Here is a 14,587-nt window from a genome sequence, read left to right on the forward strand (position 1 = left end):
GCAATGGAATGCCCTTACAAGCCCGGCGAATCGTGGCATGGCGCCAAGATGGAATTCGGCGAAACCATGAGCTACGGCGATTACCTGGCGCTGGACCAGATCCTGTCGGCGCAGCAGCCGCGTTCGCCCAACCACAATGAAATGCTGTTCATCATCCAGCACCAGACCAGCGAACTGTGGATGAAATTGATGCTGCACGAGCTGCACGCAGTGCGCGCGCAGATGCGCAGCAACGACTTGTCGCCGGCGTTCAAGATGATGGCCAGGGTGGCGCGCATCATGGACCAGCTGGTGCACGCCTGGGACGTGCTGGCGACCATGACGCCGCCGGAATACACTGCGATCCGCCCTTACCTTGGCCAGTCGTCAGGTTTCCAGTCGTTCCAGTACCGCGAGATCGAATTCCTGCTGGGGAACAAGAACGCCGCGTTGTTGCAGGTGCACCAGCATTCGCCGGAATCGTATGCGCGGCTGCAGGACGCCTTGCGGCAGCCGTCGATCTATGACGAAGCGGTGATGCTGATGGCGCGCGCCGGCCTGCCGGTGGAACAGGCTCGCCTGAACCTGGACTGGAGCAATCCCACCGTCGCCGACAAGTCGGTGGAAGCGGCCTGGCTGACGGTGTACAAGGCCCCGGACACACACTGGGAGTTATACGAATTGGCCGAGAAGCTGGTCGACCTGGAAACCTCGTTCCGCTACTGGCGCTTCCGCCACCTGACTACCGTCGAACGCATCATCGGTTTCAAGAAAGGCACCGGCGGCACCGAAGGCGCCAGCTACCTGAAGATGATGCTGGACGTGGTGCTGTTCCCGGAACTGTTTTCGCTGCGGACTTCTCTCTGAAGCAGGTCAGTTCCCTCGATTGCGCCTGGCCACCCGCGCCCGCACGTCTTGCACATCGGCCGGATCGCAGCGCAGTTCCAGCAGCTGGTTGACCGCGATCTCGTCGGCCAGCGAGGTTGCCGTCACCCTGCCGCCGAAAAAATCGGCATCCAGGCTGAGCGCATTGCAGATGCGTTTGCGGCCCTGTTCGTCCTGCGGCAACTGCAGCACCACTGTCAGGAAATTTGCCGCCGGGCTGCCCTGCGCCTGATCCGGCACAGGCTGGCTGGCTATGGCCGCCGGCTCTGGCGCAACTTCCGCAGGAAACCGGATTTGCTGTTCCTCGGCGATGTCATCCAGCGTCACCAGCACGCTGCTATGCGGCCCCGGCCATTTCTTGACGCCGCCGACCACCGCCGGCGCGCCGCCGCTGACTTCGTATTCGGTTTCGGACACCTTCTCGTAATGAAAAGGCTCCCACGCCGGATCGCCGTGCTTGCGCATCGCCACCGCCTCCAGCACCTGGCTGGCCGGCGCGCCATTGCCCAGCATGCCGACCGCGCTTAGGCCTGCATCGGCCGTCGTATCTTCCATCTCGATTGCCTCGTTTATTCAAAAGGGATTGCTGACTTTCAGCACCGGAGCGGCGGCCAGGGTCTCGGGCAAGGGCCGCGACTCCAGCTGCTCCACCACCTGGTTGAGCAGCGACTGCAAGGCCTTGGCCTGCTCCAGCCCGCGCTGGTCCAGGGTCAGGTCGAGATCGCCGAACAGGCTGACCCGGTCCAGGCGATTCTCGACGTTCAGCTTGCCGATGGCGAGGGTTGCGCTTTCGTCGGCGAACGGGATAAATTTAGACATGCGACCATCCTTTATGGATCAGGTTTGTAATGAAATTCAGGAACACTTTCATGGCATCGTTGAATAGCCTGGTTAATAGATCCGCTTCAATTTTCTTGACCTGGGCTGCCGGATCCTCTCTTTTTTCAGGAGCATTCCTGGCGCCGTGCTGGCCGGCTCCAGCGCCCGGCAACGGCATCGCCACGTCCTTGATGCGCTTCGGCACGCCGGGCAGCAGGTCGATGCGCAACGTGTTTTCCAGCTGCGTCACCGACAAGGCCTGGTAGTGCGACGTATCTTCATTCTTGATGAAATAGGCCGCAGCCTGCTGCCTCTTCGGACTATAGACCACTTTGTAGATATAAGTCGGCACCAGCACATTGCCGATCTTTTGCAAGTCCTGGCCGAGGAAGGCCGGTCCGGTAATCACGTACAGCTCGCCGTCTTTTTCCGCCAGGCGCCGCACGGCGCTTTCGATCTCGGCCCAGACATGGCGGTTGTTTTGCGGATTCTGCGGAATCATGTTGGCCAGGCTGAAACTTTCATACTGCGAAGTGCGGTTCGCCATGTCGCCGTTGGGACTCATGTGGCCGCGGTCGAAACCGGAGCGCGCATAGTCTTTCAGCTCGGCGCGGCCGCTGATCAGCAGGCCGGGTTCGGGATGAAAGGAATTTTCGCGCGACAGCGTGCGGGCGGCGTCGATATTGCTGCGCGTCAGGTGCTCGGCCGACCACAGCGGGGTGCGCGTGATCCCTGAATGCATGACGGCGAAAGCCTGGTAGCACAATTCCTGGGTCTGGCGCGCCAGCTTGTCATTGAGGATTTCGGGCGCCCGGCCGGCGGCGTAATGGGAGGGACAATCTGTGGCAAAAGCCGATGAAGCAAGAAGTAAAAGGGGAAGCAGGAAACGATATGGCTTGTGCGGCATTGCTCACCAAAACTGTATAAATACACAGTATAAGGTTTAACTTAAACTGCACCAAGCACTATCCCTAATTTTTTTGCGATGCAATCAATGCGGCGTACGGAATCCGTTTGCCGCCCAGGCGCTGGCGCTGCTTTCGCTGAGCTTGAAAGTCGCCGCAACCCGCACCTGCGCCAGCTGTTCGCCGTCGGCATCGTGGGCAGTCAACAAGGCATAGGGAAAATCGTCGTCGGGAACGATGTCGAGCGTGACATTGAGCGTTGTTTCAGCAGCGTCCACCACGATGCTCTTGTGCAGCATGGCGTGCAGCTGCTGTTCGTGCCGGCGCACGAACTCCGATGCGGTCTTGACCAGCGTGATGAAAGCCGAGGCATCCAGCGGTTTCGGATTCTTCTTGTCGCGGCCCATGGTCCAGGGCCCGACCAGCGCCGGCTCCGGTTCGCCGTCCTTGATCATCGCTACCGCCCAGCCGTCGTCATCGTCGTTCTTGATGATGCGCGCGGTCCAGCCGTCGTCGCACCACAGGCGCGGCTCCTGGATCAGCCGGTCGCCGGCGGCGGTTTCATCGTGGGCGTCGTGGGCGTCGGGAGTTGCTGCGGAATTGTCTGTCATTGGGGATTGCTTCGCTGCTGATGGAAGGTAGATGAGGCTAGGAAGGCCAAATTGTATAGTACAAAGCGCGGCGCTTCACTGGCGCCGGAATTGTTTGCGGTAGGCGGCAGGAGAAACCGAGAACGCGGCAGTGAAATGCTGGCGCAGCGACACGGTGGAGCCGAAGCCGACCAGTTCGGCGATGCGGTCTATCGCCTTGTCGGAAGTTTCCAGCAGCCGTTGCGCCGACGCCAGGCGATGGTTGAGCAGCCATTGCGATACCGTGGTCCCGGTTTTCATCTTGAAACGGCGGGTGAAATTGCGCCGGCTCATGGCGGCCTTCGCGGCCAGCACATCCAGGCACAGCGGCTGTTCCAGATGTTCGATGGCCCAGTCCAGCGTGGCCGTGAGCTGGTCGCTGCCGCCGCTGGCCGGCAACGGCTGTTCGATGTACTGCGCCTGGCCGCCATTGCGATGCGGCGCCACCACCATGCGCCGGGCGATACGGTTGGCCACGTCGGCGCCATGGTCGCGGCGCAGCAGATGCAGGCAGCAATCGATCGCCGCCGCGGTGCCGGCCGACGTCAGGATGTCGCCATCGTCGACGTACAGTACTTTCTGGTCCAGCTTGACGCGCGGGTACTTGCGGGCAAAATCGTCGGCCCACACCCAGTGGGTGGATGCCGCCCGGCCATCCAGCAAACCGGCCTCGGCCAGTACGAACGCCCCCAGGCACAAACCGACCACCCTGGCGCCGCGTAAATGCGCCTGGCGCAAAGCCTGCAGCAAGGCTTCAGGCGGACGCTCATCGGGATCGCGCCAGGCCGGCATGATCACGGTGTCGGCTTCCTCCAGCGCGGACAGGCCATGCCGCACATCGATATCGAATCCGGACATGGTCGCCATCAGGCCCGCCTTCTCGCCGCAAATCAGCAAACGGTAGCGCGGCGCGCCCAGCCTGGCCAGGTCGTCGCCGAACACCATGCACGGCACGGACAGGTGGAAAGGGCTGATGCCCTCGAAGGCGATCACCGCCACGGTGTGCATTTTCTCGGGAGCAGCTTCGGGCGCAGTTGCAGGATTCCAGGCTGGTTTCGACATGGCCCGATCCTATCACATTATGTCTATCGGGACACTTTCGCCGATTACCCTGAAACCCGATACTTCGTCCTGTTCCGACGCTCGCTGCAAAGAGCCCGGGGAAAGGCAGGGATGAGCGATTGGCGCCCATCCTGCCCATTCACACAGGAGTCCCAAAATGAACCACCCAACCATCCGCACCATCGCCGGCGCAACCGCACCGGCCAAGATAGAAGCCGCCAGCACCGCGCTGCTGGTGATCGACTTTCAAAACGAATACTTCAGCGGCAAGATGCCGATTCCCGACGGCGCGCGCGCACTCGGCAACGCCCGGCGCCTTACGACTTTCGCCGACCAGGCCGGGATCCCGGTATTCCATGTCCAGCATGTCACGCCGGCCGGCACGCCGATTTTTGCCGAAGGCGGGACCACCGTGCAATTCCATGACGGACTGCAGCCTGCCGCGCACCACACCGTGCTGCAAAAATCGTCAGTCAGCGTGTTCCCGACCACCGACATCGACAGCCGCCTCAAGGCAGCCGGCATCAAGACCCTGATCATCAGCGGCCTGATGACCCACGCCTGCGTCGCCGGCGCGGCACGCGACGCAGTACCCCTCGGCTACCAGGTGCTGGTGGCCGAAGACGCCTGCGCCACCCGCGACCTCGACACCGCCGACGGCGCCGTCCTGCCCCACGCCGCACTCCACCGCGCATCGCTGGCAACCATCGCCGACACCTTCGGCGACATCATGACAACCACCCAGATCCTGCAACTGCCCCAAACCTGAACCACCACGCTTATTAATTAGGGTCAGAGTCAAATTGTTGACCGGTCAACAATTTGACTCTGACCCTAATTAACTGGCCGGCAAGGGTGGGAGTGGGGAAATATGGGCGGGGGAATAAGTGGCATACTGTGCGGATTGCGGGATTGGGTATATTTGCTGATGGGCATGGGTTGCCACTGAAAGGCGGAGTGAAATGAAAAACTGGATTCGTCTCAACAAGGGATTCCTGCTGTTCCTTTTCCTTTTCGGGATTTTCCGCACCGCGGTCGCCGACTGGAATCCGATCCCTTCCGGTTCCATGCGCCCCAACCTGCTGGAAGGCGACGTCGTGTTCGTCAACCGCCTCGCCTTCAACCTGAAAGTCCCGCTCACCAACATCGTCCTCAGCCACCTCGGCGAACCGAAGCGCGGCGATATCGTCACCTTCTTTTCACCGCTGGACGACACCCGGCTCATCAAGCGCGTGATCGCCCTGCCCGGCGACACGGTCGAGATGCGCGATGAAAAGATGATCATCAACGGCCAGCAAGCCAGCTACGCCATGCTGGGCAGCGCGCCCGAACCGCTGGAGCAAGGCGGCGCCCTGGTGGCCTTGCGCCTGAATGAAAAGATGGGGACGGAGCAGCATCGCATCCAGCTGCTGCCGCAGGTCAACGCCGAGCGCAATTTCGGCCCGATCACGGTGCCGCAGGACCACTACATGATGCTGGGCGATAACCGCGACAACAGTGGCGACTACCGCCATTTCGGTTTCGTGCCGCGCGAGTTGCTGATCGGGCGCGCCGAACGGGTGCTGGTGTCAGCCGACATCAAGGGCAACTGGATGCCGCGGACCGAACGCTTCGGCATGCAGCTGCGCTAACGCCGCCGGCCCGCCGCGCGGCTGCCGATGTTGTGCAGCCGCTTTTCAATCAGTTCCGACATGCCCTGCGCCGCAATCGAAAGAGAGCGCTCTTTCTTTTTCACGATCAGGATAGGCCGCACGATGTCCTGCGCATCGATCGGGATGCTGACCAGGTCCATGTGGCGGAACTGGAACAAGGTCAGCTCCGGCACGATGCTGACGCCCAGGCCGGATTCGATCAAGCCCGCCACCGTCGCCAGATGCTCCACTTCCAGCCCCGAATTCATCACCGGAATGCCGCGCAACAATAGCTCGACATGCTGGCGCACGCTGGTCGAACGCGCCAGGTGTATCAGCTCGCAGCCGCCCAGGTCAGACAGGCGGATGCGGCGCTTGCCGGCCAGCGCATGGTCCTGGCGGCACACCAGGTAAAACGGATCGCTGCACAAGGTCTTGGTATCGAATTCTGTCAGGCCCGAACCGGGCGCGGTCAAGGCAATATCCGCCTTGCCCTGGCGCAGCATGGCCAGGCACTGGTCCGACAAGGCGTCGAACAGCTGCACCGTAATTCCCGGATAGGCCCGCTTGTATTCGGCAATCACCGCCGGCAAGCCGTTCGCCGCCAGCGACGGCAGCGCGGCGATCGCCACCCGGCCCTTGCGCCTGGCGGCGTAGTCGCTCATGTCGGCAAATGCCGATTCGATATCGCTGACCAGCGAACGCGCCACTTCCGCAAACAGTTCGCCCTCGGCGGTCAGCGTGACGTTGCGCGTATCGCGCTCGAACAGCTTGGCGCCCACCGCCACTTCCAGTTTCTGGATCATGACGCTGAACGCCGATTGCGACATGAAGCAGCGCTCCGCCGCGTGGGTGAAATGCTTGCATTCCTGCAGCGCCAGGAAGGCGTGCAGCGAGCGGGTGGAGATATTGAGTTTCATCGATTAATCCGTTTTAACGATCAATCTATCGAAAAAATTCATTTTACAGCACAAACCCCTGCCACCAGAATGCATCAAAACAAGATCGCAAACAGATCGTAAAACAGATCGATAACAAACAATCCCGGAAAATATCCAGGGACAGGAGACAGACAACATGCTGGCATTGCTCGGCTTCATCACCATCGTCATCCTGCTGGCGGCGATCCTGACAAAAAGGATGTCGCCGCTGGTGGCCCTGATTGCGATCCCCATCATCGCCGCCCTGATCGGCGGCTTTGGCCTGGAAACCTCCAAATTCATCGTTTCCGGCATCACCGGCATTGCGCCGGTGGCCGGCATGTTCGTGTTCGCGATCCTGTTCTTCGGCATCGTCACCGACGCCGGCATGCTCGATCCGATCATCTCCGCCATCCTGCGCATCGTCGGCAGCCGTCCTACCCGCATCGTGCCCGGCACCGCGCTGCTGGCGCTGCTGATCCACCTCGACGGCTCCGGCGCGGTCACCTTCCTGGTGACGATCCCCGCCATGCTGCCGCTGTACACGCGGCTCGGCATCGACAAGCGCGTCCTGGCCTGCGTCGCGTCGCTGGCGGCCGGCGTCAATTTCCTGCCATGGACCGGCCCCATGATTCGCGCCTCGGCTGCCTTGCACATTCCGGTCAGCGAGATTTTCACGCCCTTGATCCCGGTGCAGGTGGTCGGCCTGGCGTTCGTTTTTTCGGTGGCCTACTACCTCGGCCTGAAAGAGGAACGGCGGCTCGGCCTGGCCAAGGGCGCGCCGTCCGGTTTCGTCCATACCCACGAATTGTCCGAGACGGAAAAAAGCATACGCCGTCCGCAGAATTTCTGGATCAATATCGTGCTGACCGTTTTTGTGCTGGGCGTGATGATCAGCGGCAAAATCGATCCGGTGGTGATGTTCATGATCGGCGTGGTGCTGGCGCTGATGGTCAATTACCGCAACGCCGACATGCAGCGCGCCCGCATCGACGCCCACGCCAAGGCAGCCCTGCTGATGGCCAGCATCCTGTTCGCCGCCGGCGTGTTCACCGGCATCATGAGCAAATCCGGGATGCTGAGCGCCATGGCCAAGATGGCGGTCGGCCTGGTGCCGCCGTCGATGGCCTCGCATATCCCGGTAGTGCTCGGGTTGCTGTCGATGCCGCTGTCCATGCTGTTCGATCCCGACTCTTTCTACTTCGGCGTGCTGCCGGTGATCGCCGAAGTCGGCCATATGCTGGGCGTGCAGCCGCTGCATGTGGCGCAAGCCGCGCTGCTGGGCCAGATGACCACCGGCTTTCCGGTCAGCCCGCTGACGCCTGCCACCTTCCTGGTGGCGGGCCTGGCTGGCATCGACCTCGCCGACCACCAGAAATACACGTTCAAATACCTGTTCGCGGCCTCGGTCATCATGACGATCACCTGTGTCGCGATCGGCGTCTTCCCTTTATGAGGGGCGCATACAGCTTGAGGAAACCAGCATGAGACATATCCGCATCGGCGCCGGCGCCGGCTACTCCGGGGACCGCATCGAACCCGCCATCGAACTGGCTGAAAAGGGCGAGATCGACTACCTGGTGTTCGAATGCCTGGCCGAGCGCACCATCGCCATCGCCCAGCAGACCCGGATGAAAGATCCCGCACTCGGCTACGATCCGCTGCTGGCGGAGCGGATGCGGGCGGTGCTGGCCATCTGCAGCGCCAAGAAAATCAAGATCATCACCAACATGGGCGCGGCCAATCCGCTGGCCGCCGCCGCCGCGGTCAGGCAGATCGCGCAAAGCATGCAGCTCAATCTGAAAGTGGCGGCGGTGACCGGCGACGATGTGCTGGACGCCATGAAAGCCGGCGACTACATCAGCGACCAGGATATCGCGGTCAACAGCCTGGGCGACAGGCTGCTGTCGGCCAACGCCTATATCGGCGCCGCGCCGCTGGTGGAAGCGCTGGCGCAGGGCGCCGACGTGATCGTCACCGGCCGCGTGGCCGACCCGGCGCTGTTCCTGGCGCCCTTGATCCACGAGTTCGGCTGGGCCATGGACGACTGGCACCGCCTCGGCCAGGGCACGCTGGCCGGGCACTTGCTGGAATGCGCCGGCCAGGTCAGCGGCGGCTATTTCGCCGATCCGGGCTACAAAGACGTCGCGGGGCTGGCGCGCCTGGGTTTCCCGATCGGCGAGGTGGCGGAAGACGGTTCGGTCGTGATCACCAAGGTTGCCGGTTCCGGCGGCCAGGTAACGCCGGCCACCTGCAAGGAACAGCTGCTGTACGAAATTCACGATCCCGCCAGTTACCTGACGCCGGACGTGGTGGCCGATTTTTCGGCGGCGACGGTGCAGGAAATCGGCCCCGACCGGGTGCTGGTGCAAGGCGCCAGCGGCAGCGCCAGGCCGGACACCCTGAAGGTATCGATAGGTTATATCGACAGCTACATCGGCGAAGGACAGATTTCCTACGCCGGGCCGGGTGCGCTGGCGCGCGGCAGGCTGGCGCAGGCGATTGTCGCCGAACGGCTGCAGCTCAGCGCCGTGGCGTTCGATGAAATCCGCTATGACCTGCTGGGCGTGGACGCAATCCACGGCGCCGCCTTGTCGGCGCAACCGGGCGAACCGTATGAAGTGCGGCTCCGCGTCAGCGCCCGCAGCGGCAGCATGGGCGAGGCCGTCCGCATCGGCAACGAAGTCGAAACGCTGTATACCTGCGGACCGGCGGCCGGCGGCGGCGTCACCAAGACGGCGAAGGAAGTGGTTGCGGTGCAGTCTTGCCTGATGCCGCGCCGGCACGTGACAACCGCCGTCCATTTCGAGTGAGGATCAAAATGAAACTACGCGAACTTGCCCATTCCCGCGCCGGCGACAAGGGCGACATCTCGAATCTCTCGGTAATCGCCTACCGCGAACAAGACTACGCGCTGCTGGAAAAATACCTGACGCCGGAACGCGTCAAGGCGCATTTCGCCGGCATCGTGCACGGCGAGGTGGTGCGCTATGCGCTGCCAAGCCTGGGTGCATTCAACTTTGTCATGCAGCGCGCCCTGGGCGGCGGCGTCACGCGCTCCCTGGCGTTGGACGCCCACGGCAAATGCCTGAGTTCGGCGATAATGACCCTGGAAATCCCTGACGATATCGATCCATCCTGATCCATCCACGCCGCCAAGAAAGGAAGTTCATGAGAATGCAGATTCGCCGCTTGCCGCGCCAAACCACGTACGCCACGATAGCGCTGTCCCTTGCCACGCTGGGAGCCGTGGCGTCGGCGCAAACGCTGGCGCCGGAAACCCAGCGCTACCACGACATCTACAAGGAGCTGGTCGAAATCAATACCAGCCACTCGGCGGGCGACACCACGAAAGCCGCGCATGCAATGGAAAAGCATCTGCTGGACGCCGGCTTCAAGGCTGGCGATATCCAGGTGATCGAGCCGTTCCCGCGCAAAGGCAACCTGGTGCTGCGGTTCAAGGGCAACGGCAGCAAGCAGCCGCTGCTGTTGCTGGCGCATATCGACGTGGTCGAGGCCAAGCGCGAAGACTGGAAGACCGATCCCTTCCAGCTGCAGGAAACCGGCGGCTATTTCACCGCCCGCGGCTCGATCGACGACAAGGCGATGGCGTCGGCTTTCGTATCGGTGCTGAGCCAGCTCAAGCAGGAGGGCTTCAAGCCCAGCCGCGACATCATCCTGGCGCTGACCACCGATGAAGAACGCGGCGATGTGGAAAGCAACGGCGCCAAATGGCTGATCGCCAACAAGCCCGAATTGCTCAAGGCCGCGTTCGGCATCAACGAAGGCGGTGGCGGCGAACTGCGCGACGGCAAGCCGAACCTGCACCGGATCCAGGTCGCCGAAAAAATCTACGCCACTTACGAACTGGAAGCACGCGATGCCGGCGGCCACAGTTCGACCCCGACTGCCAACAACCCGATCTATGCCATCGCCGCCGCGCTCAACAGATTGAGCGCTTACCGCTTCCCGGTGCACCTGGCCGAAGTCACCACAGGCTATTTCGCCCGCAGCGCGCCGTTCGCCAGCGGCCAGCTGGCCGCGGACATGCGCGCGGTAGGCGGCGGCAAGCCGGACGCCGCTGCAATCGAGCGCCTGTCGGCGGTCCCTGACTACAATGCGCAACTGCGCAGCACCTGCGTGGCCACCATGGTCAGCGCCGGCCATGCCGAAAACGCCCTTCCGCAATCGGCCAAGGCCACCGTCAACTGCCGCATCCTGCCGCAAGACGATCCGGACGATATCGACCGCCAGCTCAAGCAAGTGATCAATAACGACAAGATCACCGTGCGTTACACCAACAAACCGCTGCGCAGCCCGGCTTCGCCGCTCAACGGCGACCTGGTGAAAACGGTGGAAGCCCTGACCCAGGACATGTGGCCAGGCGTGCCGGTGGTGCCGGCCATGAGCACCGGCGCCACCGACAGCAGCTACATGCGCAATGCGGGAATTCCGATGTATGGCGTGTCCGGCCTGTTTGTCGAACCGTCGGACCGCCGCACGCACGGCCTGGACGAGCGCGTCGAAATCCAGCGCTTGTACGACGGCCGTGAGTTCCTCTATCGGCTGGTCAAGCGCCTGGCGCAATAAGGTCATAAATTGAACCGGCTCCGGCGCCAGCCGGGGCCGGATTGCCTTGCTGCCGAATTCGAACGCAAGAACCAGAGTGTCCAGGGCCTTGATATGCCCTATGTTGCAATTGTGCGGCGCCTGCCGCTAGCCAATTGACGGACACTCGCCATGAACTTTATCGAACTGCTCCTGCTCGCCGCGATCTGGGGCGCATCGTTTCTCTTCCTGCGGATTGCCGCGCCGGAATTCGGCCCCTTCGCGCTGATCGCGCTGCGGGTCGGCATTGCCGCGCTGGTGCTGGCGCCGGTGCTGCGCTCCGCCGCCGCCCGCAGCCAATGCCGCAGCAAGGCATGGCCTTTGTTTGTAGTCGGCGTCAGCAATTCCGCGGTTCCGTTCGCCCTGTTCGCCTATTCCACGCTGTCCGTCAACGCCGGCATCGACTCCATCCTGAACGCCACCACGCCGATCTGGGCCGCCCTGATCGCCGCGCTCTGGTTCGGGCAAGCCATGAACCGCAGCCAGGCCTGCGGCTTGCTGCTGGGCCTGGCCGGGGTTGCCGTGCTGGTGTGGGATACCGCAGGAGCAGGCGTTGCAGGCGTGCCGCTGGCGATCGCCGCCGCGCTGCTGGCTGCCGTGTGCTACGGTTTTGCAGTGAATTATTCCAAACGGCATCTGGCAGGAGTGCAGCCGCTGGTAGTCGCCTTCGGCAGCCAGCTGTTCGCCTCCGTCGTGCTGCTGCCGCCGGCGCTGCTGTCCTGGCCGCAGCATGCTATCGCGCCCGCGATCTGGGCTTGCGTCGCCGCCCTAGGCGTGGTCTGCACCGGCTTCGCCTACATCCTGTATTTCCGCCTGATCGAACGCGTGGGCGCCTCTTATGCCGCCTCCGTGACTTTCCTGATCCCGGTGTTCGGACTAATCTGGGGCGCCGTTTTTCTCAACGAAAAAATCACCCCAGCCATGCTGGCCGGCTGCGCCATCACCCTGCTCGGGACCGCCCTCGCCAGCGGCAAGCTGGGCACCTTGTTGCCAGGTAAACGCAAAGCAAGGACCACCACGGGTTAGCAGGCATCACTCCAAAAAATCGACGGACGCAAGTTACAACGCCTGACGATTTCCTTGTAGACAACCAATTGCGGTGTTACATTTTTCCCTTTCGTAATTAGGGTCAGAGTCAAATTATTTCGCGAAAATTAATTAGGGTCAGAGTCGAATATTTTCTACGTCCTGAACGGTGCAGAAAAAATGTCTAACGAAAGCTGCTGGCCAGCTGCGGTAAACCGGCGCCCAATGCGCATGGGCATACTGCTGTCCTTGTTATTGCATCTCGGCCTGATGCAATTGTTCCGACCTCATGCCGCTGCTGATGCGGCCCCAGATTCGCAGCCAGCGATGGCCTTGTTACTGCTGCCGGCTGCACCGCCAGCCCCGGCACGTGCAGCGTCCATCACCAAGCCGCCTGTCGTCCAGCGCGACCCGCATCCCGCCCAGCCTTCTGTCCGCGCCAATACGATGACCGCGCCGCTGCCCGCGGCACCCCGCGAGAACAGTATCGGCGATACCGCATCCATTTCTCAACCGGCGCAAAAACAGCCACGCGTCGACCTGGACGCCGCATTCAACACAGCCAGGAAGATAGCCACGGATCCCACCGAGAGACGCAACGGCACCGCCGTCTCGCAATTGCAAACGCACCCGCTAGAAGCCCGCCCCGATAGTCCGCTAGCCCAGGATATCCAACGCAGCGCGCGCGCCGACTGCCTCGACGTCGGCCGTCCCTTTGGTCTATTAGCGCCCCTGGTTCTCGCGGCGGATGCGGTGCTGTCAAAAAAAGATAGCGGATGCAAGTGGTAGCGCCTGCTGATTGGCTTGTAGACAGCCAATTACAGTGTTACATTTTTCCCTTTCACAATTAGGGTCAGAGTCGAATATTGATGGACGAGAATATTCGACTCTGACCCTAATTAAATTCAGCGGCAGACCTTTTTTGTGTTTTTCATCGGAGAGAAAACGATATGCGCGCGATCCTCAATTTCTTGTGGTTTGTCCTGGGTGGGGTGTTCATGGGATTAGGCTGGTGGCTGGCTGGCGCTGTCGCCTTCCTCACCATCGTCGGCATTCCGTGGGGCAAGGCTTGTTTCGTGATCGGGCAATTTACCTTCTTCCCTTTCGGCAGGGAGGCGGTGAGCCGGAAAGAACTGAACAACAAGGACGATATCGGCACCGGGAGCCTGGGCCTGGTCGGCAATATCCTGTGGTTCGTGTTTGCCGGCATTTGGCTGGCTATCGGCCACGTGCTCTCGGCCATCGCCTGCTTCATCACCATCATCGGCATTCCGTTCGGCGTCCAGCACCTGAAACTGGCTGGCATCGCGCTGGCGCCGATAGGCAAGACTATCGTCACCAAAGAAGTCGCGGCTGCGGCGCGCAGGCAGGGTGCGGACGAGGCTGTGGCTAAACTGAGGACAAACGCCTGACATCATTGCATATGCTGACAATCGTTTTGTTGCCGGGTATGGACGGAAGCGGCGACTTATTCCAGCCCTTGATCGGGGCGCTGGACGCTGAATTTAATGTCCGGATAGTTCGCTATCCTACAGAGGGCGCTCTCGACTATGAAGCGCTTGAAAAACACGCCAGGCTTTCATTGCCCCGCGATGGATATTTTGTGATTCTTGGGGAGTCATTCTCAGGACCTGTCGCTGTCTCTCTTGCGGCTTCGCGACCACCGGGTTTGGTCGGCCTGATCCTGTGCTGCACCTTTGTCCGCAATCCGCATCCAGCCTTCACTGGATTGCATTCTTGCGTCGGATCGTTACCGGTCAAGCTAGCGCCGCTTGCAGTCTTGAACTGGTTTCTTCTAGGCTGCTATTCGACCCAGCATTTGCGTTCGACGCTGGCGGCTGCACTTGCGCCGGTTTCCAGCCTGACGCTACGGACCCGGCTAAAGGCCGTCCTATCGGTCGATGTCACCACCGAATTCAAATCCATCGAAGTCCCGATCTTGTATCTGCAGGCGGAACACGATCGTGTCGTACCGCCCAGCGCCACCAAGCAGGTGATGCTGGCGCAGCCGGCTACCCGGCTGGTGAAGATAGCGGGTCCGCACTTCCTGCTGCAAGCGTTTCCAAGCCAGTCCGCACAAACGATAGCTGCATTCATGCGCAAAATGCCCTGCCGCTAAAACG

At 61.8% G+C, this 14,587-nt stretch carries 17 protein-coding genes; 11 read left to right on the forward strand and 6 right to left on the reverse strand.

Going from position 1 to position 14,587, the window contains the following annotated elements:
- Nucleotides 1–3 precede the first annotated feature (3 nt).
- Nucleotides 4–846 (forward strand): tryptophan 2,3-dioxygenase, encoded by an 843-nt coding sequence (kynA, locus tag AC07RZ_RS13690; protein ID WP_494668304.1) that lies wholly within the window; start codon nt 4–6, stop codon nt 844–846.
- 6 nt (nt 847–852) lie between these two features.
- Here the strand turns inward: kynA and AC07RZ_RS13695 are convergent, their stop codons facing one another.
- The 5 genes from AC07RZ_RS13695 to AC07RZ_RS13715 form a co-directional block, all read right to left on the reverse strand.
- Nucleotides 853–1,419 (reverse strand): hypothetical protein, encoded by a 567-nt coding sequence (locus AC07RZ_RS13695; RefSeq protein ID WP_342830476.1) that lies wholly within the window; start codon nt 1,417–1,419, stop codon nt 853–855.
- Nucleotides 1,420–1,437: 18 nt separating this feature from the next.
- Nucleotides 1,438–1,683 (reverse strand): hypothetical protein, encoded by a 246-nt coding sequence (locus tag AC07RZ_RS13700; protein ID WP_494668305.1) that lies wholly within the window; start codon nt 1,681–1,683, stop codon nt 1,438–1,440.
- Nucleotides 1,676–2,590 carry a DNA/RNA non-specific endonuclease gene (locus AC07RZ_RS13705; RefSeq protein WP_144739235.1) on the reverse strand — a complete coding sequence of 305 codons (915 nt, stop codon included), beginning with the start codon at nt 2,588–2,590 and terminating at the stop codon, nt 1,676–1,678. Before AC07RZ_RS13705 ends, AC07RZ_RS13700 begins: the two co-directional genes overlap by 8 nt.
- A gap of 84 nt (nt 2,591–2,674) precedes the next feature.
- Nucleotides 2,675–3,199, reverse strand: coding sequence for a hypothetical protein (locus AC07RZ_RS13710; protein ID WP_494668306.1), 525 nt, complete (start codon nt 3,197–3,199; stop codon nt 2,675–2,677).
- Between the two features lie 75 nt (nt 3,200–3,274).
- On the reverse strand, nt 3,275–4,225 hold the full coding sequence (locus AC07RZ_RS13715) for a GlxA family transcriptional regulator (protein ID WP_494668369.1): 951 nt from the start codon (nt 4,223–4,225) through the stop codon (nt 3,275–3,277).
- 211 nt (nt 4,226–4,436) lie between these two features.
- Between AC07RZ_RS13715 and AC07RZ_RS13720 the strand changes: the two genes are divergently transcribed.
- Both AC07RZ_RS13720 and lepB read left to right on the forward strand, forming a co-directional pair.
- Nucleotides 4,437–5,048: a cysteine hydrolase family protein gene (locus AC07RZ_RS13720; protein WP_494668307.1), complete on the forward strand. Its 612-nt coding sequence runs from the start codon at nt 4,437–4,439 to the stop codon at nt 5,046–5,048.
- 193 nt (nt 5,049–5,241) lie between these two features.
- On the forward strand, nt 5,242–5,910 hold the full coding sequence (gene lepB, locus AC07RZ_RS13725) for a signal peptidase I (RefSeq protein ID WP_494668308.1): 669 nt from the start codon (nt 5,242–5,244) through the stop codon (nt 5,908–5,910).
- Here lepB and AC07RZ_RS13730 read toward each other — a convergent pair.
- Nucleotides 5,907–6,830 carry a LysR family transcriptional regulator gene (locus AC07RZ_RS13730; RefSeq protein ID WP_144739239.1) on the reverse strand — a complete coding sequence of 308 codons (924 nt, stop codon included), beginning with the start codon at nt 6,828–6,830 and terminating at the stop codon, nt 5,907–5,909. The genes lepB and AC07RZ_RS13730 overlap by 4 nt on opposite strands.
- 157 nt (nt 6,831–6,987) lie before the next feature.
- On the opposite strand from AC07RZ_RS13730, the gene AC07RZ_RS13735 reads away from it, so the two are divergent.
- From AC07RZ_RS13735 to AC07RZ_RS13770, 8 genes are all read left to right on the forward strand, one after another.
- A complete protein-coding gene (locus tag AC07RZ_RS13735) occupies nt 6,988–8,286 on the forward strand; it encodes a CitMHS family transporter (protein WP_494668309.1) in 1,299 nt (432 codons plus the stop codon).
- 28 nt (nt 8,287–8,314) lie between these two features.
- Nucleotides 8,315–9,643, forward strand: coding sequence for an acyclic terpene utilization AtuA family protein (locus tag AC07RZ_RS13740; RefSeq protein WP_494668310.1), 1,329 nt, complete (start codon nt 8,315–8,317; stop codon nt 9,641–9,643).
- Nucleotides 9,644–9,651: 8 nt separating this feature from the next.
- Nucleotides 9,652–9,972, forward strand: a complete 321-nt coding sequence (locus AC07RZ_RS13745; protein WP_494668311.1) for an AtuA-related protein — start codon at nt 9,652–9,654, stop codon at nt 9,970–9,972.
- A 29-nt stretch (nt 9,973–10,001) separates the two neighbouring features.
- Nucleotides 10,002–11,420, forward strand: a complete 1,419-nt coding sequence (locus AC07RZ_RS13750; protein WP_494668312.1) for a M20/M25/M40 family metallo-hydrolase — start codon at nt 10,002–10,004, stop codon at nt 11,418–11,420.
- Between the two features lie 150 nt (nt 11,421–11,570).
- Complete coding sequence (locus AC07RZ_RS13755) at nt 11,571–12,464, forward strand: DMT family transporter (RefSeq protein WP_494668313.1); 894 nt, start codon at nt 11,571–11,573, stop codon at nt 12,462–12,464.
- Nucleotides 12,465–12,644: 180 nt separating this feature from the next.
- On the forward strand, nt 12,645–13,253 hold the full coding sequence (locus AC07RZ_RS13760; RefSeq protein ID WP_494668314.1) for a hypothetical protein: 609 nt from the start codon (nt 12,645–12,647) through the stop codon (nt 13,251–13,253).
- 161 nt (nt 13,254–13,414) lie between these two features.
- Nucleotides 13,415–13,876 carry a YccF domain-containing protein gene (locus AC07RZ_RS13765; protein WP_494668315.1) on the forward strand — a complete coding sequence of 154 codons (462 nt, stop codon included), beginning with the start codon at nt 13,415–13,417 and terminating at the stop codon, nt 13,874–13,876.
- A gap of 11 nt (nt 13,877–13,887) precedes the next feature.
- Entirely contained in the window at nt 13,888–14,583 is a 696-nt protein-coding gene (locus AC07RZ_RS13770) for an alpha/beta fold hydrolase (protein WP_494668316.1), read from the forward strand.
- Nucleotides 14,584–14,587: the final 4 nt, after the last annotated feature.

Source organism: Collimonas sp. GW821-FHT07E08 (assembly GCF_059418905.1).